Origin of the sequence: Pseudoalteromonas atlantica, from assembly GCF_043641955.1 — a bacterium.
In the GTDB taxonomy this organism is placed as follows: domain Bacteria; phylum Pseudomonadota; class Gammaproteobacteria; order Enterobacterales; family Alteromonadaceae; genus Pseudoalteromonas; species Pseudoalteromonas atlantica_A.
Map to the genome: position 1 here is coordinate 1 of NZ_JBHZRV010000016.1, position 20,673 is coordinate 20,673.

A 20,673-nucleotide genomic window follows, 5' to 3' on the forward strand; every position below is an offset into this window, starting at 1 on the left:
CGAAGTAGCTTGGCTGTTAGAACTCAATCTGTACGAGTGCCCACACAGATGATTGCTTTATATTGTTAAAGAACGTTTGAGTTGCTTTAGCGACTCAAGGGAAGCGAAGTGTACGCTTTCCTATTTTTTTGTCAATACTTAATTTCAATAAGTTTTAATATTAAGTTTTACTCGACTCACTTACCGTTTGCTCAGCGCTTTTCATTGCTGCCTGCCGGGTCAGTGGATGCGCATTATAGGGATTATCAGGAAGGGGTCAATGCTTTATTTCAGTTTTATTGAATTAATTCTAATTTAGTACAATAACCATACAAACAAAGGGCTGCAATGGACATGCTGAATAATAAACGCACAAAAAGTTGTTTTTGATAAGTTAAGTAAAAGCGATATGTCTTAATGATGTATCACTTTTACTTTATTAATAGTTTACTCTTTTGTAGTTATTTCCCAGATGGCAATTGAGCCTGAAATTTCATTTCCGACTATAAGCAATGCTTCATTTGTTGCACTTTGCTCTGCAGGTACAAACGCCATTCCTTCAGGAGCAAGATCCCCTGTTATATTAGAACCTGCTTCTAATCCTCGATTATAGAAATAATCTTGGAACTTCACATCGTAAGGGTTGGTTATATCAAAAACCATTATCCCACCCATTCGCTCTAATCCAATAAATGCAAATAATCTATCATCAACCTTTCCTAGAGTTAGCGCTTCAGGCTCTGCACCTTTATCATCTGAACGTGTATCACCTTCGTTTTCATCCTCATTATTATTAAATGCTTCACCGTGAACAGATGCTGTAATGCGACCGATTGAATCTCCTGAATCAAATACCACCAGCCCGTTACTATCCCAAATAGTAAATGAACGTGCGCCATAAGCATAAAGCGCTTCGTACTGACCATCGTTATTCGTATCGCCTTTAACAGTCGTTACTTTTAAGCGACCGATATCATTATCATCGTTATTTAAGTAATCAAAATTGGCAGCGAGTGTTAAATCTTCAACACGGCTCTCATCTATATAAGCAAGACAACCATCGTCTTCATCGTAATCAAGTCCGCCTTTTGCTGTACAGTCTGCTTCATCTGTAACATCAAAGAAATACTCTCTCGCATCACCTTCATTAGCCGAAACAATAAATTTGGCACCTTTCCAACTAAAACTTGAAATTGTATCTGGCTGATACATGCCATATAAATTTGGGTATGACTTAAAATTTACACCGCCATCTTTATCTGAAGCATCTATTTGTAAGTTAGACCAATCTTTAAAGCCCAACCCTTTTAGCTCCAAGCTATTATCTTCAAGGTTAACAATAGCGAGAGCGTTATTTTCTTGAATTGATACATAAGCGTATTTATTATCTTTCGAGATACTTACATATTCAGGCTCTAAATCCATTGCAACAGTAGTACTTATTAAATTGCCATTAATAGTTCGCCCTGTTGGATTTGCAAATACCAACCCCTTTGCTTCTAGCTCTGTTTGCTGATTGTTATATGCTGTAAAGCCTATACTAGTCGCTGTATCTTCAATAACTCCATCGACGACATTTATAATACTAATAGACCCCTCAGGATCAATACTATAGTCCCCATTGGGCTCACCTTCGTTTGCAACAACCACTTTTGTACCATCGTGGCTAAATGTGACCATGTCAGGTAAAAAACCCGCCGTCACATTTTTAATAAACACAGGGCTACCACCACTGATGTCGTAAAACGCTATTTGACCAGATTCGCCTACATTCTTTGCAGCCATAGCAACTGCAAGTAACTCATTATTAGAGTCAATTGCGATGCTATTTGCATCTCCAGGAGTATTTTCGTTTAGGGAAAGCGTAATAGCTGTGGTTAAGTTAGTTGTATTTACAATACCTTCGTTATCTTTAACCAATGCTGCAGTATCAAAGGAATCAGCTGGAATAATATTGACCACAGCGGCATCACCTGAACTGTTGATTGCGTATATCCATTTTTTTGATTTTTGATACGCCACAATTTCAGCTGCCCCTTCAGGGCTTTGTGCATTGAGTACCGCACGACCAACAAGATTAATATTAAGGTTTGAATTTGCATCTGCGCCATCACTGCCGTCTATACCATCTATGCCGTCCGCACCATTAATACCATCAACACCATTATTTCCCGGAATTCCTTGTGCACCGGCTTCACCTTGCACACCATTAACTCCATCGTCTCCATCAAGAGAGCAGCCAGTGAGTACCGATAGGATTGATAGCGTTAGTATTGTTCTTCGTAACATTGTTATTTCCTTAGTATTGTAATTGGTTAAATATCAACACAAAGGCATGACAATAAAATGGCATTTTTATTTAGATTGGGTCAAATTTATGGCAATAAAAAAGCGAGTTTCAAAACTCGCTTTATTAATAGAAACAGACTCAGTTACTTTTTAACAGGTCGCTTCCAACCATCCAGGTTTCTTTGTTTGCCACGGGCTACCGCTAATTGTTCATCAGCAACTGCGTTTGTAATTACAGAACCAGCGCCAATTGTAGCTGTTGCACCAATATTTACCGGTGCCACCAACGACGAATTTGAACCAATAAATGAATTATCGCCAATGATAGTTTTTGATTTATTTACACCATCATAGTTACAGGTAATCGTACCTGCACCAATGTTTACCTTTTCACCAATTTCTGCATCACCAAGGTAAGTTAAGTGATTTGCCTTAGAGCCTTTACCTAGACGCGATTTTTTCATCTCAACAAAGTTACCTATGTGCGAATCTTCTTCCATAATAGCGCCAGGGCGAAGGCGCGCATAAGGACCTAGTGTGCACTTAGCTGCGACAGATGCGTCTTCTACTAATGTATTCGCTTTAATAACAACGTTATCGCCAATAGTACAATCTTTTAGTACACAATTAGGACCGATTTCGACGTTGTTACCCAGTGTTACTTTGCCTTCAAAGATAACATTCACATCAATCAGTACATCTTCACCGGTTGTAACATCACCACGAACGTCAATACGAGCAGGGTCGGCAAGGGTGGCACCGTTTAGCATTAACTCTTCTGCTTGCCATGCTTGATAAGCACGTTCAAGTCCAGCAAGTTGTACACGGTTGTTTGCACCTTCAACTTCCATTGGGTGATCAGGTTGCGCTGAACTAATTTCAACACCTTCGCTATGCGCCATAGCAACGATATCCGTTAGATAATACTCACCTTGAGCATTCTCGTTAGATAGGTTACCTAACCAGCTTTTTAATAGCTTGCCATTCACCGCCATAATACCGGTGTTTACTTCAGTAATTAATAACTGCTCAGATGTAGCATCTTTTTGCTCAACAATACCGACCAATTTGCCGTCTACACGCAACATACGGCCGTAGCCATTTGGGTTAACTAAGTTAACTGTTAGTACGGCTAAGCCATTAATAGGGGTTGCAGCAAGTAAGCGCTCAAGAGTTGATTGCTTGGTCAGTGGTACGTCACCGTATAAAACTAAAACAGTGTCTTCATCATTAATATGAGGGTTTGCTTGCGCTACAGCATGACCAGTACCAAGCTGGTCAGCTTGAAGCACCCAATTTACGTCGTTATCAGCTAGTTGTTGTTGTAATAATTCGCCGCCGTGACCATAAACTAAATTTGTAGAGGTCGCCCCTAATGCATTGGCGTTATCGATAACATGTTGCACCATAGGTTTACCCGCAACTTTATGCAGTACTTTTGGAAGAGCTGAACGCATACGAGTACCTTTACCCGCAGCTAAAATAACCGTCGTAAGTGACATTAAAACAATATCCTTCTTTCTTTGTTTTAGTTAACTAACACAACTCACCACTCTGCTTATACGGTGACGTATGCCACTTCATGTGCGCATACTCACAGCAAAAAATAGTCTTGTGCTGCGTACCTAAACTGAGTGAGGGTTTGCTTATCTGCTGCTATTGTAGCGAGGTTTGGACAAGTATATAAGTATAAGAAGTGATCTAATGCACTCTTTGCATCAATAATTTATTTTAAGCACAAAAAAGCCCACATATAGTGGGCTTTTAAAAAACCAGATAGGCTTACTTATTACGTAATTGCTGAATAACACGTAACTGGGCAATTGCCTCAGCTAGTTGTACAGCTGCTTGGTTATAATCTAACTCAGCAGTGCCACCTTGTGCCATTTGTTGTTCAGCGTCACGTTTAGCTTGCTCAGCAGCTTGCTCGTCAAGGTCTTCACCACGAACAGCTGTATCAGCAAGTACGGTCACTATGTTCGGTTGAACTTCTAGTGTACCACCTGCAATATAGATGAACTCTTCTTCACCAAATTGCTTAACTAAACGTACCATACCAGGTTTAAGGGCAGTTAGTAGTGGAGCGTGACCGGCATTTACACCTAACTCACCTTCACTACCACTTACTTGAATAGATTCAACTAAACCAGAAAATAATTTCTCTTCAGCGCTTACTACATCAAGATGTACAGTCATAGCTGCCATACTACCCTCCTAATTACATGCTTTTGGCTTTTTCTTGAGCTTCTTCAATAGAGCCAACCATGTAGAACGCTTGCTCTGGAAGGTCATCAAACTCACCGTTTAAGATGCCTTTAAAGCCAGCAATTGTGTCTTTAAGTGAAACGTATTTACCTGACGCACCTGTAAATACCTCTGCCACGAAGAATGGCTGAGATAGGAAACGTTGGATTTTACGTGCACGAGATACAAGTTGCTTATCTTCGTCAGAAAGCTCGTCCATACCTAGGATTGCGATGATGTCTTTAAGTTCTTTGTAACGCTGAAGAACTGTTTGAACGCCACGTGCTACACCATAGTGCTCTTCACCAATTACTTGTGGATCAAGCTGACGTGAAGATGAATCAAGAGGGTCTACCGCTGGGTAGATACCTAGTGATGCGATATCACGAGAAAGTACCACTGTTGCATCTAAGTGAGCAAACGTTGTTGCTGGAGATGGATCCGTTAAATCATCCGCAGGTACGTATACCGCTTGGATTGAAGTGATTGAACCTGTCTTAGTAGATGCGATACGCTCTTGTAGTACACCCATTTCTTCAGCTAGTGTAGGCTGGTAACCTACTGCTGATGGCATACGACCAAGAAGTGCTGATACTTCTGTACCCGCAAGTGTATAACGGTAGATGTTATCTACGAAGAAAAGTACATCGCGACCTTCATCACGGAACTTCTCAGCCATAGTAAGACCAGTTAACGCTACGCGTAAACGGTTACCTGGAGGCTCGTTCATCTGACCGTATACAAGCGATACTTTATCAAGTACGTTTGAATCGTTCATTTCATGGTAGAAATCGTTACCCTCACGAGTACGCTCACCAACACCTGCGAATACTGAGTAGCCGCTGTGCTCGATTGCGATGTTACGGATAAGTTCCATCATGTTTACGGTTTTACCAACACCGGCACCACCGAATAAACCAACTTTACCACCTTTAGCGAACGGACATACAAGGTCGATTACCTTGATACCTGTTTCTAAAAGTTCAACTGAGCTTGATTGCTCTTCGTAAGTAGGTGCTGCACGGTGGATAGACATACGCTCGTCTTCACCGATTGGACCTGCTTCATCAATAGGCTCACCAAGTACGTTCATGATACGACCTAGGGTCTTAGTACCAACTGGAACTTGGATTGCTTTGCCTGAATTCTCTACTGAAGCACCACGACGTAAACCGTCAGTAGTACCTAGTGCGATAGTACGTACCACACCGCCACCTAGCTGCTGTTGAACTTCTAAAGTCAAACCAGCTAAATCGCCATCTGTTACTTTTAGCGCGTCATATACGGCTGGCACGCTGTCTTGTGGAAATTCGATATCCACAACGGCGCCGATAATTTGGACGACCTTACCTAAACTCATGTCTATTCCTCTCGTTAATCTTTGCCTGAAGCATTAAACTGCTGCTGAACCAGAACAAATCTCACTAATTTCTTGTGTGATTGCTGCTTGGCGAGCCTTGTTATAAACAAGCTGTAACTCGTCCATAAGGTCACCAGCATTATCAGTTGCAGCTTTCATTGCAACCATGCGGGCAGCCTGTTCAGAGGCAGCGTTTTCAACTACACCTTGGTATACTTGAGATTCAATGAAACGTACTAACAAAGACTCTAAAATAGCCTCTGGGTTTGGTTCATATAAGTAATCCCACGAATGTGTAGATACTTCTTCTTCAGCTTTTGGCAAAGGGAGTAACTGATCTACTATTGGCTCTTGCTTCATGGTATTAACAAAGTTGTTATATACCAGGAATAAACGGTCAATTTTGCCTTCTGAAAATGCATCTAGCATTATTTTTACAGGACCAATTACATCCTGCACAGAAGGTGTATCTCCAAGACCTGCCTTTTTAGCAAGTACTTGACCACCAAAACGTTGAAAGAAGCCAGCTGCTTTACTACCTAAAGTAGCAAAATCAGCATCTACGCCTTTCTCTTTCCACGCTTTAATCTCTAATGCAACTTTTTTAAACTCATTTGAGTTTAAACCGCCACATAGACCACGGTCAGTAGAGATAACAATATAACCAACTCGTTTTACTTCACGCTCTTCTAAGAACGGGTGAGTAAAATCAAGATTTGCTTGAGCAACACGACCAATCACTTTACGTAATTTTTCAGCATATGGACGGCTTGAAGCCACTCGTTCTTGCGCCTTTTTCATTTTAGACGCAGCAACCATTTCCATTGCGCTGGTGATCTTTTGAGTATTTTTAATACTGCCGATCTTGCTTTTAATCTCTTTTCCGCTGGCCATGACTCTCTCTCCGAATCAAGGTGAGCTTTAGCAAACTAAAGCGCACCATTAATAACTAAATTACCAAGTTTGCGTAGACTTGAACTTCTCTAGAAGTTCTTTAAGCTGCGCTTCGATCTCGGCGTTGTAGTTACCTGTTTCATTGATTTGAGCCATAAGCTCTGCGTATGTGCTGTTTGCATAAGAAAGTAAAGCTGCTTCGAAATCCATGATTTTAGCGATTTCGATATCTTTAAGATAACCTTTCTCAGCTGCAAATAACGACAAAGACATTTCAGCAACAGACATTGGCGCGTACTGTTTCTGCTTCATTAGCTCTGTTACACGCTCACCATGCTCAAGTTGAGCACGAGTAGCATCATCAAGATCAGACGCGAACTGCGAGAACGCAGCTAATTCACGGTACTGAGCTAGGGCTAGACGGATACCGCCACCTAGTTTCTTAACGATTTTAGTTTGTGCAGCACCACCAACACGCGATACCGAGATACCAGCATTTACTGCCGGACGGATACCTGAGTTGAATAAGTCAGTTTCTAAGAAGATCTGACCATCGGTGATAGAGATAACGTTTGTCGGTACGAACGCAGAAACGTCGCCGCCTTGAGTTTCAATGATAGGCAATGCCGTCAATGAACCTGTTTTACCTTTCACTTCACCATTAGTGAATTTTTCAACGTAATCAGTGTTTACACGTGATGCACGCTCTAAAAGACGCGAGTGAAGGTAGAATACGTCACCTGGGTATGCTTCACGGCCTGGTGGACGCTTAAGTAGCAATGAGATTTGACGGTAAGCAACAGCTTGCTTAGATAAATCATCATATACGATTAATGCGTTTTCACCACGGTCACGGAAGTATTCACCCATAGTACAGCCCGAGAACGGTGCTAAGTACTGAAGTGCCGCAGATTCAGAAGCAGATGCTACAACTACGATAGTATTTGCAAGTGCACCGTGCTCTTCTAATTTACGTACTACGTTAGCAATAGTAGATGCTTTTTGACCAACCGCTACGTACACACACTTAACGCCTGTGTCTTTTTGGTTGATGATTGCATCGATTGCTAGTGCAGTTTTACCTGTTTGGCGGTCACCGATAACAAGCTCACGCTGACCACGACCAACTGGAATCATCGCATCGATAGATTTGTAACCAGTTTGTACTGGCTCATCTACTGATTGACGCTCGATTACACCTGGTGCAATTTTTTCTACAGGTTCAAAACCGTCGTTATCTAAAGCGCCTTTACCATCGATAGGAGCACCTAGTGTGTTTACAACACGACCAAGTAGACCCGCACCAACAGGAACTTCTAAGATACGACCAGTTGTGTATACTTTTACGCCTTCTGTAAGGTCAGCGTAAGGACCCATTACTACTGCACCAATTGAGTCACGCTCAAGGTTTAGTGCGATAGCATAACGGTTGCCAGGAAGCTCAATCATCTCACCTTGCATACAGTCAGCTAGACCGTGGATGCGAATGATACCGTCAGTAACAGATACAATTGTACCTTCGTTACGAGCTTCACTTACAACTTCGAACTTCTCAATACGTTGTTTGATCAGATCAGAAATTTCAGTGGAATTAAGTTGCATGCTCTTTTTCCCAATTACGATTGTAGTGTTGTGGCTAAGCGGTTTAATTTTCCGCGTATTGAGCCGTCGATTACAGTATCACCAGACTTGATAATAAGTCCGCCAACCACTGTAGCGTCTTCACTACAATTCAGCTTAACTTTGCGTGCGAAACGTTTTTCAAGTGTCGCTGCCAATGATTCTTGCTGCTCTGCAGCAAGAGGAGTTGCCGAAATCACATCAACATCGATTTCTTTGTCATAGTCTGCTTTTAAAGCAGAAAATAACTGAGCAACATCAGGCAGTGCAATCAAACGTCCATTTTCAGCCATCACCTTCACTAGGTTCTGACCTTGTTCGTTGAGCTGCTCACCACATAAGTTAATAAATAACTCAGCTTGTGCTGAAGCAGTAGGCAATCCAGCTAAAATGGCAGATGCCTGCTCATTGCTGGCAACGTGGCCAGCAAAGAACAACATGTCATTCCAGCTTTCAATGGTGCCTTTTTCAACGGCAAGTTCAAAAGCCGCTTTAGCGTATGGGCGAGCGATAGTAGTCAATTCAGACATGCTCATACCCTCCTAATTACAGCTCAGCGACAAGTTTTTCAACGATGTCACTGTGTGCGGCTTGATTGATTTCGCGCTCTAAAATACGTTCAGCACCAACCACTGCAAGAGTAGCTACTTTTTTACGTAGCTCTTCTGTTACACGGTTACGCTCTGCTTCGATTTCAGATTGCCCTTGAGCAATAATTTTTTCACGCTCTTGCTGACCACGAACTGTTTCTTCGTCAACAATTAGCACGGCACGCTTTTTAGCTTGTTCAATGATATCAGCCGCTTGAGCTTTTGCATCTTTAAGCTGATCAGCAGCTTTCTTTTGCGCAAGTTCTAAGTCTTTCTCGGCTCTATCAGAGGCAGCTAAACCATCTTCGATTTTCTTTTGGCGAGCTTCAATTGCACCGTTTAATGGTGGCCATACGAATTTCATACAAAAAAGTACGAACACCGTAAACGCAATTAATTCACCGATAAGAGTGGCGTTTAAGTTCACAACCGCTCCTCCTTAAATAGTAAGCTGTTCAAAAAATAAAATTAAAGTACGAACAACAATACCATCGCGATACCAACACCAATCATTGCTACAGCATCGATTAGACCAGCTAGGATGAACATCTTAACTTGTAGTGAAGGAGCAAGCTCAGGTTGACGCGCACATGCTTCTAGGAATTTACCACCCATGTTACCGAAGCCGATTGCAGTACCGATTGCACCAAAACCGATAAGTAAAGCTACAGCGATATACTTAAGACCGATCATTAGTTCCATTTTTTTCTCCAAAGTTTCAATTGTAAATTAAAGTTAAAAGTAAAATTGTAAATGTATAAATTAGTGATTATCAGAGCTTGCCATGCTTAGGTAAACGATTGTAAGCATCATGAATACGAACGCTTGTAATACGATTACTAAGATATGGAATACTGCCCAGATAAAGTGCAACGGAAGTTGCATTAAACCAACTGCGCCGATTAAGATGAAAATCAACTCACCAGCATATAAATTACCGAACAAACGCAGTGCTAGCGAGAAAGGCTTAGCAACAAGAGCAATAAGTTCAAGTAACAAATTAAATGGGATCAAAAGAATTTGAACCAAAGTATTATTTGAGCTGAACGGGTGAAGCGTTAACTCTTTAATGAAACCACCGATACCCTTGATTTTAATTGAGTAACCGATCATCAATAAGAACACACCAAGCGCTAGCGCTGCTGTTAAGTTGATGTCAGTAGTAGGTACGATTTTCATATATACATCGTGTGAATCCATACCAAATGCAGTTTCGCCAACAAAACCAGCAAATGCAGGTAAGAAATCAACCGGTATTAAATCCATTAAGTTCATTAAGAATATCCAAACGAATATTGTTAATGCTAATGGTGCGATAAGCTTGCTCTTACCGTGGAAGGTATCACGTACGTTGTCGCCAACGAACTCAACTATCATTTCAATAAAACATTGAAATTTACCCGGTACACCCAGTGTTGATTTTTTTGCGGCACTACGGAAGATCCATAAAAATATAAGACCTAAACCGATAGACCATGCGAGGGTATCTATATGCCATGTCCAGAAACCACTATCCGCACATGCTTTATTGAAGGCAAGACCGGCGTCGGTCGAGCACATCTTAGCATTGGTTAAGTGGTGCTGAATATGGCTAGATAGAGTAACTTCTTCTGCAGCCATGTTATATCCCAAAAGTTAATGTTTAAAAAAAACTGGTGCGAACAATCCTGTCATTAGCGTAAGTACATAAATAGTAAAAAAAGGTAACATTATTACCGTAAAATGCTTTAGTACTAACGCAAACAATATGATTGTCAGCAAAAATTTTAGCCCATTACCACGCTTTAGCGAGGTATACGCTTGATTTACCCTACTAGCACCCATATACCTGAATGCATAGATGGCAAAAACACAGTGGGGAAGTACCGCTACAGCGCCTCCAGCTAATGCTGATAGGCCGGCGTTGACCCCCCAACCGAGAAAAATAATGATGGCAGCAACCAATGCTACACTACCTTGCAAACAGATTAATTTAAATGCAGCCAATTGATAAGGCGCTGCTAACTTATTAGTCACGTTTCGTTAACCTTATTGGCGTTCTATTTGTCAGGGTATGAAAACTGGCGAAATTATACTGAATCCTGCCAGTTTTGCAACTTGAGTCGGTGTATTGTGGTGCAAAATAGCGACAATTGTCTCATTTTGGACATGATATTAATTAATGCTCGGAATAGTCTTGGTTTATACGGTGTAAAATTCCATCTAACTCATCTAAATTAGTGTAGGAAATAACCAATTTACCTTTGCCTTTTTTGTTGTAGTTGATTTCTACTTTGGCGCCCAAGTTGTCTGCTAATTGCTGTTCTAACTGTTTGACATCTGGATCTTTTTCTGCAGTCTCTTTTTTAGGTGCAGGCTCTAAAATTGAACGGACTAACTTTTCTGTTTCACGCACTGTTAGTGCTTTAGCTACGGCTAATCGAGCAGCATCAGATTGAGATTCACCTTCTAATGCTAACAAACAGCGTGCATGGCCCATTTCGATGTCACCATGTTCTAACAATATTTTAACATCGTCGTTTAAGTTATTTAAGCGCAGTAAATTAGTAACCGTGGTGCGAGATTTACCTACTGCATCAGCAACTTGCTGATGCGTTAATTCAAATTCATTTAGTAAACGACTTAATGCTATCGCTTCTTCCATTGCATTTAGGTCTTCACGCTGAATATTTTCAATAAGCGCGATAGCGACGGCCGCTTCATCAGGCACATCTTTAATAATACAAGGGACAACATCAAGCTTCGCTATCTGTGCTGCACGCCAACGACGCTCACCGGCAATAATTTCATAACTATTTTCAGCAATAGGGCGCACTACGATTGGTTGAATAATACCTTGAGAGCGAATAGAGCTAGCTAGCTCTTCAAGTGCTTCTTCCGACATGTCTTTACGCGGTTGGTATTTACCTGAGTGTAAGAACTCAATAGCTAATTTCTGTAAATCAGACTTTGGAGCATCAACTGATTGCTCTACTACAGGTGCTAACTCAGCCGAATCTTGATTTACTGACGTTGGGGCTGGTTTTGATGAACTAAGTAAAGCATCGAGTCCTCGGCCTAAACCGCGTTTTTTAGCAGACATGTTATTTTTTTACCTCAAAGTTAGGCGACGACAGGAGATTTTTTTTCTTTTCTGCGAAGCATTTCACCGGCAAGGGCTAAATATGCTTTAGCGCCACTTGATGCCCGGTCATAGTACATAGCGGGTGCGCCAAAACTTGGGGCTTCGGCTAAACGTACATTACGTGGAATGACAGTACGGTATACTTTATCACCAAAATGTTGTTTTAACTGTTCTGATACATCGTTTGCTAATCGATTACGTGGATCGTACATCGTACGCAATATACCTTCTATTTGCAGTTTTGGATTAACCATCTTAGCAAGTTGGGTAATGGTATCCATCAAAGCAGTTAATCCTTCAAGAGCATAATATTCACACTGCATTGGCACTAAAATGGAATCTGCAGCAGCCATTGCGTTTACTGTTAACATATTTAGAGAAGGTGGGCAGTCGATAAAAATAAATTCGTATTGATCCGATATTTTTTCAAGCGCATTACGTAAACGAATTTCGCGAGCAAAAAGCTCCATCAGCTTAACTTCTGCTGCGGTAACATCGCCATTAGCAGCAATTAAATGATATTCACCAGAGGTCTCTTTGCATACTACTTCATCGATTGGCTTTTCTTCGATTAATAAATCATAGATGGTTGCAACATCACTGTATTTATCAACACCGCTTCCCATGGTGGCATTACCTTGCGGATCGAGATCGATTAATAGCACTTTGCGTTTTGTTGCTGCCATAGAAGCAGCTAAATTTACAGCTGTGGTGGTTTTACCCACGCCGCCTTTTTGATTTGCTATTGCAATGACTTTTGCCACAGTGCTCTGATCCCTAGTCTTTAGAAAGAATAATTAAATGTCTTTGTGCATCTAACTCTGGAACTTCCAATGCTATTTTTTGCTCAAATTTAATGCCTGCAGGTAATGATTCTAGTTCGTCACTAGGAAACACACCTTTTAATGCTATAAATTTACCTGAATGATCAATCAAGTGTGAACACCAGTCAACCATATCTTGCAATGAAGCAAATGCACGACTTAATACACCATCTAATTTAACACTTGGCTGGTATTGTTCAACTCTAGACTGTACTGGGGTGACATTTTTAAGGCCAAGCTCATGTTTAACTTGCATTAAAAATCTTACTCGCTTGCCCAAACTATCTAGTAGAACAAACTGAGTATCGGGTAGCGCTATCGCTAAAACAATACCCGGTAAGCCAGGGCCGGTACCAACATCTATATAATGATGACCGGGTAGGTGAGGAGCAACAACTAAACTATCCATGATGTGTTTAATCATCATTTCTTCTGGCATACGCACAGACGTTAGATTATATGCTTTGTTCCATTTGTTAAGTAGCTCAACATATTGAACGAGTTGCTGCTGTTGTTTTTCACTTAGCGCAATATCAGTTTGCGCTAACAAAGAGGTCAATTGTTGCTGTAACACAGTATTCCTTAATCGTTACGCAATTTTACGTAACAAGCCTTGCTTCTTTAGATACACTAATAATAGCGAAATCGCCGCAGGGGTGATACCAGAAATACGCGATGCTTGGCCAATAGTGTCAGGGCGGGCTTCTGTTAACTTAGCAACAACCTCATTTGATAACCCTGAAACAGTCGAGTAATCATAATCTTTTGGTAATACCGTTTCTTCGTGACGTAATTGTTTATTGATCTCATCTTGCTGGCGTGCAATGTAACCTGCATATTTAGTATGGATCTCAACTTGCTCAAGTGCTGGTGCATTATCAAATTCAGATCCAAGGCCATCGATAGCCATTAGATCGTTATAACGAATTTCAGGACGACGCAAAAGATCCTCTAAACTGGCTTCACGTACCAATGGTGTTTTCAATAAGTTATTTACTTGATCAATAACAGCATGATCTTTATGGATCCACGTTTCTTTAATGCGCTGTGATTCTTTTGCGATCACATCCATTTTTTCGTTAAATGATTGCCAGCGCTCGTCATTAACAAGACCCAATTCACGACCTTTTGCAGTCAAACGAATATCAGCATTATCTTCACGTAGTAATAAACGATATTCAGCACGGCTAGTAAACATACGGTATGGTTCTTTAGTACCGAGTGTTGTTAAGTCATCAATAAGTACACCAACATAGGCCTCATCACGACGTGGAGTCCATGGTTCTTTACCTTGAACTTGAAGCGCTGCATTCATACCCGCAATTAAACCTTGTGCACCCGCTTCTTCATATCCTGTGGTGCCATTGATTTGGCCTGCAAAGAATAAACCATCAATAAATTTAGTTTCGAGTGATTTCTTTAAATCGCGAGGATCAAAAAAGTCATACTCTATTGCATAGCCTGGTCGACAAATATGGGCATTTTCAAAACCGTCTATTGATTGGACTATTTCAAGTTGCACGTCAAACGGTAAGCTCGTTGATATTCCATTAGGGTAAAGCTCATACGAGGTTAATCCTTCTGGCTCTACAAATATTTGGTGTTTATCTTTATCTGCAAAACGAACAATCTTGTCTTCAATAGAAGGGCAGTAGCGTGGGCCTATACCTTCAATTACACCAGAGTACATTGGAGAACGGTGTAAATTATTTCGGATCACATCATGCGTTTTTTCATTAGTATATGTTATGTAACATGGGATCTGCTGTGGATGATCAGATTGCTTACCTAAAAATGAAAATACAGGAGTTGGTGCATCACCAGGTTGCTCTTGCATTTTTGTAAAATCAACAGTACGTGCATCAATACGTGGAGGAGTACCTGTTTTTAAGCGATCAACGCGAAATGGCAATTCACGTAGGCGATCAGCTAACGCTATTGAAGGTGGATCACCCGCTCTGCCGCCTTTAAAATTCTCAAGACCAATATGGATTTGACCACCAAGGAAAGTACCAACAGTCAATACGACAGAGGGCGCACTAAAGCGTAATCCCATTTGGGTAACTACGCCTTTAACTTGATTATTTTCTACAATGAGATCATCACACGATTGCTGAAAGATCTTTAAGTTATCTTGGTTTTGTAGGATATCTTGGATAGCCGCTTTATAAAGAGCGCGATCAGCTTGCGCACGAGTTGCACGAACAGCAGGGCCTTTAGAAGAATTTAGTGTACGAAATTGGATCCCGCCTTTATCAATAGCTTGCGCCATTGCACCACCGAGTGCATCAATTTCTTTAACTAAATGGCCCTTGCCAATTCCGCCAATAGCTGGGTTGCATGACATTTGGCCTAAGGTATCCATGTTGTGAGTCAGTAAAAGCGTATTCATTCCCATACGCGCAGCGGCCAATGCAGCTTCAGTGCCTGCATGCCCACCACCAACAACGATAACATCAAAATTTTCGTGAAAAATCATTTCAGGATCCTACTTAAATCAACCAGCAAACTGCCAAGGGGAGCGTATTCTACCTATAAATTGACAGAAGATAAATGATTAAACTGTGCTCAAGATCTAAGTAAGTGATCTCTAATAATATAAAGGATCTTTTAAAGAGATCTTTTATTTCTATTACTACTACTGATCAGCTTTTCTGTTGATAAGGTCTAGTTTATATATAAAAACATAGGGTTAGATCAGATCTAAAGGTGTATATATGATCGGATCAACACGCATATAAGCTCTGATCAAAAGAGCTGTTTATACACAGGGGGTTATCGAATGGATCTTATCCCATGGATAACAACCCTTTAAAACGCAGTTAGATCATAGGTTATCCACAAACCGATCTAAATTATCAATAAATTGTGCATAACTCTAGCTGGTGGAATTAGTACTAGATCACTGTACTTTTAGGTTGTTTATTTCGATCCACTCTGGCAACCAGGCTAAAGCAGTGTCTTCTGGTAGGTTTTCATCAAGGATGTTCAGTTCAAGTCGCTGTGCTGTACAGTGTGCACCTTTACTCAAAAGTAGTGCCTCTAAATTGCGCCCAGCGAGATTATAGGTGTCATAGCTTGTGTCTCCTAAGCCAATAACACTAAATTTTAATCCTTTTAAATCATTTGCTTGATTAATACTTTCAATAAAAGGAAGTAGGTTTTCTGGGTAATCACCAGCGCCATACGTTGATGTACACAAAAGCCAGATTGTGTTGTCTTGGTTAATATCATTAAAGCTAGGCTGATCATGCACTTCAGTTGGAATTCCTAAAGTAATTAGCTGTTCAGCCAGTTGTTCACCCACATACTCGGCAGATCCCATTTGGCTGCCAATTATAATATTTACCGAAGACATAAATTTACTGATCACTTACTTAATTTGCAGCTATGATAGCTAACTTTATTGCTCAGTAAAGGGAATACTTTCACTTTGTATAACTTTTTATGAGTAAAAACTATTCATTCTGTCAGGTTGTATTTTAATTTGTTGAAAAATATAAATAAAATAAAATATTCCTAAATGTAATCATCTGATAAAGCTGTGTGTAATTGGTGTGGAAGTATTGGGTTTTTGTTAATTGATCAGCATTATTACTTGCTAAGTTATTGATCTTTTTTAGGTAACAAGGTGTTTATTTTTATTCATACGCTTATAAATAATATGTGGATAGATCGGTTGTGAATAACGATCGTTTGCGATTATAAAAAAAGTATTCAGCATTAATTATTTTTTCATTTACAGCTAAATTAGCGGTTTATTTTTAAAAAACCTTAAATAAAGAGCGAAAGAGTGAGGTTCCTTGCTTATTTTTTATAAAAACTAAGGCTTTTTATCTGAAGATCGCCCGTTTGTGGATAAGTTTTTTGTGTTATTAAGTGATCCTTCGCACTATTTAACGCATTTTTCATTTTAGGATCGATCAGCACAGCTTATTATTAAGCGTTAAGTGCATTTTTAAATGACTTAATTTGAGCGTAAAAATGTCAAATTAAGAGATGGGATATTGCTTTCAGCTAGATTTATTTAATGAAGTTTAGGCTTTCAAACACGCGTGTAAGGTGTTTTATGAGTGTAGATGATGATGATCAAGTGCTCTAATTGAAGAGGGAGTTTATTTAGAGTGGCGTTATCCACCAGCTAATTGATTCTGTTTTTTGATTTTTAAAAGGAGTTCGTTGGCTCTGTGTAGAGGTTTTATAATTAAAAAGGCTGAAATTGAGGGAAAAAAGAGTGTTTTCACACTCTTTTAATATAGAAATAAAGTTATTTACCAATACAAAACGAGCTAAATATTTTGCCAAGTAGGTCGTCAGAGGTAAATTCACCGGTGATTTCATTGAGGTAATGCTGGGTTAAACGCAGCTCTTCGGCCAGTATTTCACCAGCTATATGCATCTCTAATTGGTCTTTACCTGTATGCAAATGATGGGCTGCATTTTCTAATGCATCTAAATGACGACGGCGCGCCATAAAGCCACCTTCAGTGGCGCCATCAAAACCTATGCATGCTTTTAAGTGACTACGAACTAACTCTATACCTTCAGCATTTTTAGCACTGAGACTTATCACTGGGTATTGCTGGTTTTCACTCATACCGACTTCATCACCCGATAAATCCGCTTTATTGCGGATCACCGTTACTCCCATTCCATCAGGAAGCTTGGCCATAAACTCCGGCCAAATAGCATGTGGGTCGGTGTCTTTTGTGTCTGTACCATCGAGCATAAATAATACGCGATCAGCTTGGTTTATTTCATCCCACGCGCGCTCTATACCTATTTGCTCTACTCGATCTGGGCTTTCACGAAGGCCTGCGGTATCTATAATGTGCAGTGGCATGCCATCTACATGGATATGTTCACGTAATACATCACGGGTGGTACCGGCAATCTCTGTCACAATGGCGGCTTCTCTACCTGCTAAGGCATTAAGTAAGCTTGATTTACCCGCATTAGGGCGCCCTGCAATAACAACACGCATACCTTCACGCATAATGCTGCCTTGCTTAGCTTGATTAGTCACGTTGTTGAGTTGCTCAATAATAGCATTTAGATCACCAGAGACTTTACCGTCTGATAGAAAATCGATTTCTTCATCTGGAAAATCAATTGCTGCTTCAACATACATACGTAAGTGAATGACTTTTTCGACTAAGGTATCAATATGCTTTGAAAACTCACCTTGAAGCGATTGTAGGGCGCTTTTTGCTGCTTGTTCACTGGTTGCATTAATTAAATCAGCAATGGCCTCTGCTTGAGTTAAATCCATTTTATCGTTCATGAAAGCGCGTTCTGAAAATTCACCTGGCTTGGCAAGTCGCACGCCTTCAATTTGGCTTATTTCCTTTAGTAGCATATCTAGCACCACTGGGCCGCCGTGACCTTGTAGCTCAAGTACATCTTCGCCAGTAAATGAATTAGGACCCGCGAAGTAAATTGCAATACCTTGATCAAGTTGCTTACCTGCAAGACTTTTAAAAGGTACATAGTCGGCATAGCGTACTTTAGGGCAATGACCAATAATTTGCTCTGCCACGCTTTTTGCTAAGCTGCCAGAGACGCGAATAATGCCAACCCCACCACGTCCTGGTGCGGTTGCTTGTGCTGCAATTGTGTCTTGATTAATCATGCTAATAATTTGCCAATTAAATGAATAACGTTATGTGCGTATTGTAACCTATGGAATTATTAGTAGCGAATAGCAGTGGTGAAAAACAAGCAATAAAAAAGGCGACCTAAGTCGCCTTTGTATAAGTAATGGCTAAGTTAGCCTCTTACTTTTATTCCTTGTTTTTCCATACCGCGGTAAATGTAGAGCATTTGCGCGATTGAAATAAGGTTCGATACTAACCAGTAAAGTACTAAGCCAGATGGGAACCACAAGAAGAATACAGAGAAGATAACCGGCATGTAAGTCATCATCTTTTGCTGCATCGGATCAGTCACTGTCATCGGCTGTAGTTTTTGCGTAATGAACATACTTGCACCAAATAAGATTGGTAGGATGAAGTATGGGTCTTTTGCTGATAAGTCAGTTAACCATAAAAAGAACTCAGCATGACGTAACTCTGTTGATTCTAAGAATACATAGAACAAGGCTAAGAAAATCGGCATTTGTAGCAAAATAGGGAAACAACCGCCCATTGGGTTTACTTTCTCTTTGCGATACATTTCCATGGTTGCTTGACCGAATTTTTGACGGTCGTCGCCATACTTTTCTTTAAGTGCAGCCATTTTAGGTTGCAGGGCACGCATCTTCGCCATTGAGGTGTATTGTGCTTTAGTTAGCGGGTACATTAATGATTTAACAATAATAGTAATGGCAATAATCGCCAGACCCCAGTTACCTAAACCACCAATGCTGATATCAAATAACCCAAAGAATGAACCTTCACCTGAGTATAAAAACTTAAGTAGTTCAAATAATGGTTGTGAGATAAACCATAACCAACCGTAGTCTACAGTTAGGTCTAAGTTAGGGTGAATAGCTTCTAACTTATCAGACTCTTTCGGGCCCATGTAGTAAGTAGCACCAATGGTAGTTTGTTGGTTAGCTTGTATATTTACTGGCTCACCTTTTGCGCCGATGATGGCCGCATTGCCTTTAGCAATTAAACTATAGAGTGTATTTTGCTGTTCTTGTACAGGTACCCAAGCACTTACAAAGTAATGCTGAATAAAGGCAACATAGCCACCTTGGGTATTAATGTTAAGGTTTTTATCAGCCATGTCTGAAAAGCTGTATTTGTCGTATTTTTCTTCACTTGAACCGTAAGCAGCGCCAAGGTAGTTTTGGTCAACTAGGCTACCTTTTTCTTGCACAGTACGCTTAATTTGGGTGTAAAGCTGCACTTGGATAGGGGCTGCTGTGCTGTTGTTTACTGTATACTCTAAAGCCACATCATATTGGCCTTTTTTGAATACATAGGTTTTAGTAAACGTCACTCCGTTGCCATCAGTGAATGTTAGAGGAACGCGAAGTTCATCACCATTCATTGTATAGCTTTTTTGCTCAGTGCTATAAACAGGGCGGCCATTTGCAGATGCATCTGGGCCATTTAAACCAATTAAGCCACTTTGTGAGAAGTATTGATTACCATCAAACTCACCCAATAGCATAAATGGTGTTTCTTCACCTTTTACTTCTTCATATTGGAGTAGGTCAGATTCAACAATATCACCACCGCGGGTATCAATTTTTACAGTGAATACGTCAGTCGTGATATCGATTACTGAACGTTTTGCACTGGTTGCTGCAGTTGGTAAATCACCATCTGTTGACGAAGGTACATAATCATCAGAATCAGGTGAGTTAGATTTTAGTGTTTGTGTGTTGGCACTAGGATCGGCTTTTGGTGCGTTGTAATCGTTATTCCATTCTTGGAACAATAAAAACGATACAAGCATCAAACCGATGAATAAAAACGTGCGTTGCGATTCCATAACAGCTCTTATTTCTCGTGTTGGTGGTTAATATGGGTTGTTTTTTCAGGAACGGGGTCGTCTCCGCCTGAATGTAAAGGATGACATTTTAATATGCGTTTGAGCGCTAACCAACTGCCTTTTACAGATCCATGCAAATTAATTGCTTGAATGGCATAACTTGAGCAAGTGGGATTAAAACGACAATGCGGACCTAACAGTGGGCTAATCCACTTTTGATAACCGCGAATTATTAACACTAAACAAAACGTTGGAAAAGCAACAATTGGTTTAAGTAACCTCATGATGTTCTAACCTCTGTGT

Annotated in this window: 19 protein-coding genes; all 19 read right to left on the minus strand. The window is 40.4% G+C overall.

The genetic code is table 11. The annotated features are described in order from the left end of the window. Positions 1-426 precede the first annotated feature (426 nt). A complete protein-coding gene (locus tag ACHUE3_RS18795; protein WP_394193841.1) occupies positions 427-2,268 on the minus strand; it encodes a choice-of-anchor I family protein in 1,842 nt (613 codons plus the stop codon). A gap of 143 nt (positions 2,269-2,411) precedes the next feature. Further along, positions 2,412-3,770, minus strand: coding sequence for a bifunctional UDP-N-acetylglucosamine diphosphorylase/glucosamine-1-phosphate N-acetyltransferase GlmU (glmU, locus tag ACHUE3_RS18800; protein WP_394193842.1), 1,359 nt, complete (start codon positions 3,768-3,770; stop codon positions 2,412-2,414). Positions 3,771-4,050: 280 nt separating this feature from the next. After that, the gene (locus ACHUE3_RS18805) at positions 4,051-4,473 is read right to left on the minus strand and encodes a F0F1 ATP synthase subunit epsilon (RefSeq protein WP_058561979.1); all 423 of its coding nucleotides are present in this window, start codon (positions 4,471-4,473) and stop codon (positions 4,051-4,053) included. A gap of 13 nt (positions 4,474-4,486) precedes the next feature. Further along, positions 4,487-5,872 carry a F0F1 ATP synthase subunit beta gene (gene atpD / locus ACHUE3_RS18810; RefSeq protein WP_394193843.1) on the minus strand — a complete coding sequence of 462 codons (1,386 nt, stop codon included), beginning with the start codon at positions 5,870-5,872 and terminating at the stop codon, positions 4,487-4,489. Positions 5,873-5,905: 33 nt separating this feature from the next. Then, on the minus strand, positions 5,906-6,766 hold the full coding sequence (gene atpG / locus ACHUE3_RS18815; protein ID WP_394193844.1) for a F0F1 ATP synthase subunit gamma: 861 nt from the start codon (positions 6,764-6,766) through the stop codon (positions 5,906-5,908). A gap of 60 nt (positions 6,767-6,826) precedes the next feature. Further along, the gene (gene atpA, locus ACHUE3_RS18820) at positions 6,827-8,368 is read right to left on the minus strand and encodes a F0F1 ATP synthase subunit alpha (RefSeq protein ID WP_013466263.1); all 1,542 of its coding nucleotides are present in this window, start codon (positions 8,366-8,368) and stop codon (positions 6,827-6,829) included. Between the two features lie 14 nt (positions 8,369-8,382). After that, a complete protein-coding gene (gene atpH, locus ACHUE3_RS18825; RefSeq protein ID WP_394193845.1) occupies positions 8,383-8,916 on the minus strand; it encodes a F0F1 ATP synthase subunit delta in 534 nt (177 codons plus the stop codon). A 16-nt stretch (positions 8,917-8,932) separates the two neighbouring features. Continuing rightward, the gene (atpF, locus tag ACHUE3_RS18830; RefSeq protein ID WP_394193846.1) at positions 8,933-9,403 is read right to left on the minus strand and encodes a F0F1 ATP synthase subunit B; all 471 of its coding nucleotides are present in this window, start codon (positions 9,401-9,403) and stop codon (positions 8,933-8,935) included. Positions 9,404-9,444: 41 nt separating this feature from the next. Then, positions 9,445-9,678, minus strand: coding sequence for a F0F1 ATP synthase subunit C (gene atpE / locus ACHUE3_RS18835; protein WP_010561330.1), 234 nt, complete (start codon positions 9,676-9,678; stop codon positions 9,445-9,447). A gap of 60 nt (positions 9,679-9,738) precedes the next feature. Next, positions 9,739-10,596 (minus strand): F0F1 ATP synthase subunit A, encoded by an 858-nt coding sequence (atpB, locus tag ACHUE3_RS18840; RefSeq protein WP_058561984.1) that lies wholly within the window; start codon positions 10,594-10,596, stop codon positions 9,739-9,741. 15 nt (positions 10,597-10,611) lie between these two features. After that, positions 10,612-10,992 (minus strand): ATP synthase subunit I, encoded by a 381-nt coding sequence (locus ACHUE3_RS18845; protein WP_394193847.1) that lies wholly within the window; start codon positions 10,990-10,992, stop codon positions 10,612-10,614. A gap of 142 nt (positions 10,993-11,134) precedes the next feature. Continuing rightward, positions 11,135-12,058, minus strand: a complete 924-nt coding sequence (locus ACHUE3_RS18850) for a ParB/RepB/Spo0J family partition protein (RefSeq protein WP_394193848.1) — start codon at positions 12,056-12,058, stop codon at positions 11,135-11,137. 20 nt (positions 12,059-12,078) lie between these two features. After that, on the minus strand, positions 12,079-12,864 hold the full coding sequence (locus ACHUE3_RS18855; protein ID WP_394193849.1) for a ParA family protein: 786 nt from the start codon (positions 12,862-12,864) through the stop codon (positions 12,079-12,081). Positions 12,865-12,877: 13 nt separating this feature from the next. Beyond that, positions 12,878-13,498 (minus strand): 16S rRNA (guanine(527)-N(7))-methyltransferase RsmG, encoded by a 621-nt coding sequence (gene rsmG / locus ACHUE3_RS18860; RefSeq protein WP_394193850.1) that lies wholly within the window; start codon positions 13,496-13,498, stop codon positions 12,878-12,880. 15 nt (positions 13,499-13,513) lie between these two features. Continuing rightward, complete coding sequence (mnmG, locus tag ACHUE3_RS18865) at positions 13,514-15,403, minus strand: tRNA uridine-5-carboxymethylaminomethyl(34) synthesis enzyme MnmG (protein WP_394193851.1); 1,890 nt, start codon at positions 15,401-15,403, stop codon at positions 13,514-13,516. A 423-nt stretch (positions 15,404-15,826) separates the two neighbouring features. Then, complete coding sequence (locus tag ACHUE3_RS18870) at positions 15,827-16,282, minus strand: flavodoxin domain-containing protein (protein WP_394193852.1); 456 nt, start codon at positions 16,280-16,282, stop codon at positions 15,827-15,829. 909 nt (positions 16,283-17,191) lie between these two features. After that, positions 17,192-18,556: a tRNA uridine-5-carboxymethylaminomethyl(34) synthesis GTPase MnmE gene (gene mnmE, locus ACHUE3_RS18875; RefSeq protein ID WP_394193853.1), complete on the minus strand. Its 1,365-nt coding sequence runs from the start codon at positions 18,554-18,556 to the stop codon at positions 17,192-17,194. A gap of 137 nt (positions 18,557-18,693) precedes the next feature. Then, positions 18,694-20,370, minus strand: coding sequence for a membrane protein insertase YidC (yidC, locus tag ACHUE3_RS18880; protein WP_394193854.1), 1,677 nt, complete (start codon positions 20,368-20,370; stop codon positions 18,694-18,696). 8 nt (positions 20,371-20,378) lie between these two features. Further along, the gene (gene yidD, locus ACHUE3_RS18885) at positions 20,379-20,654 is read right to left on the minus strand and encodes a membrane protein insertion efficiency factor YidD (RefSeq protein ID WP_099297148.1); all 276 of its coding nucleotides are present in this window, start codon (positions 20,652-20,654) and stop codon (positions 20,379-20,381) included. Positions 20,655-20,673 lie beyond the last annotated feature (19 nt).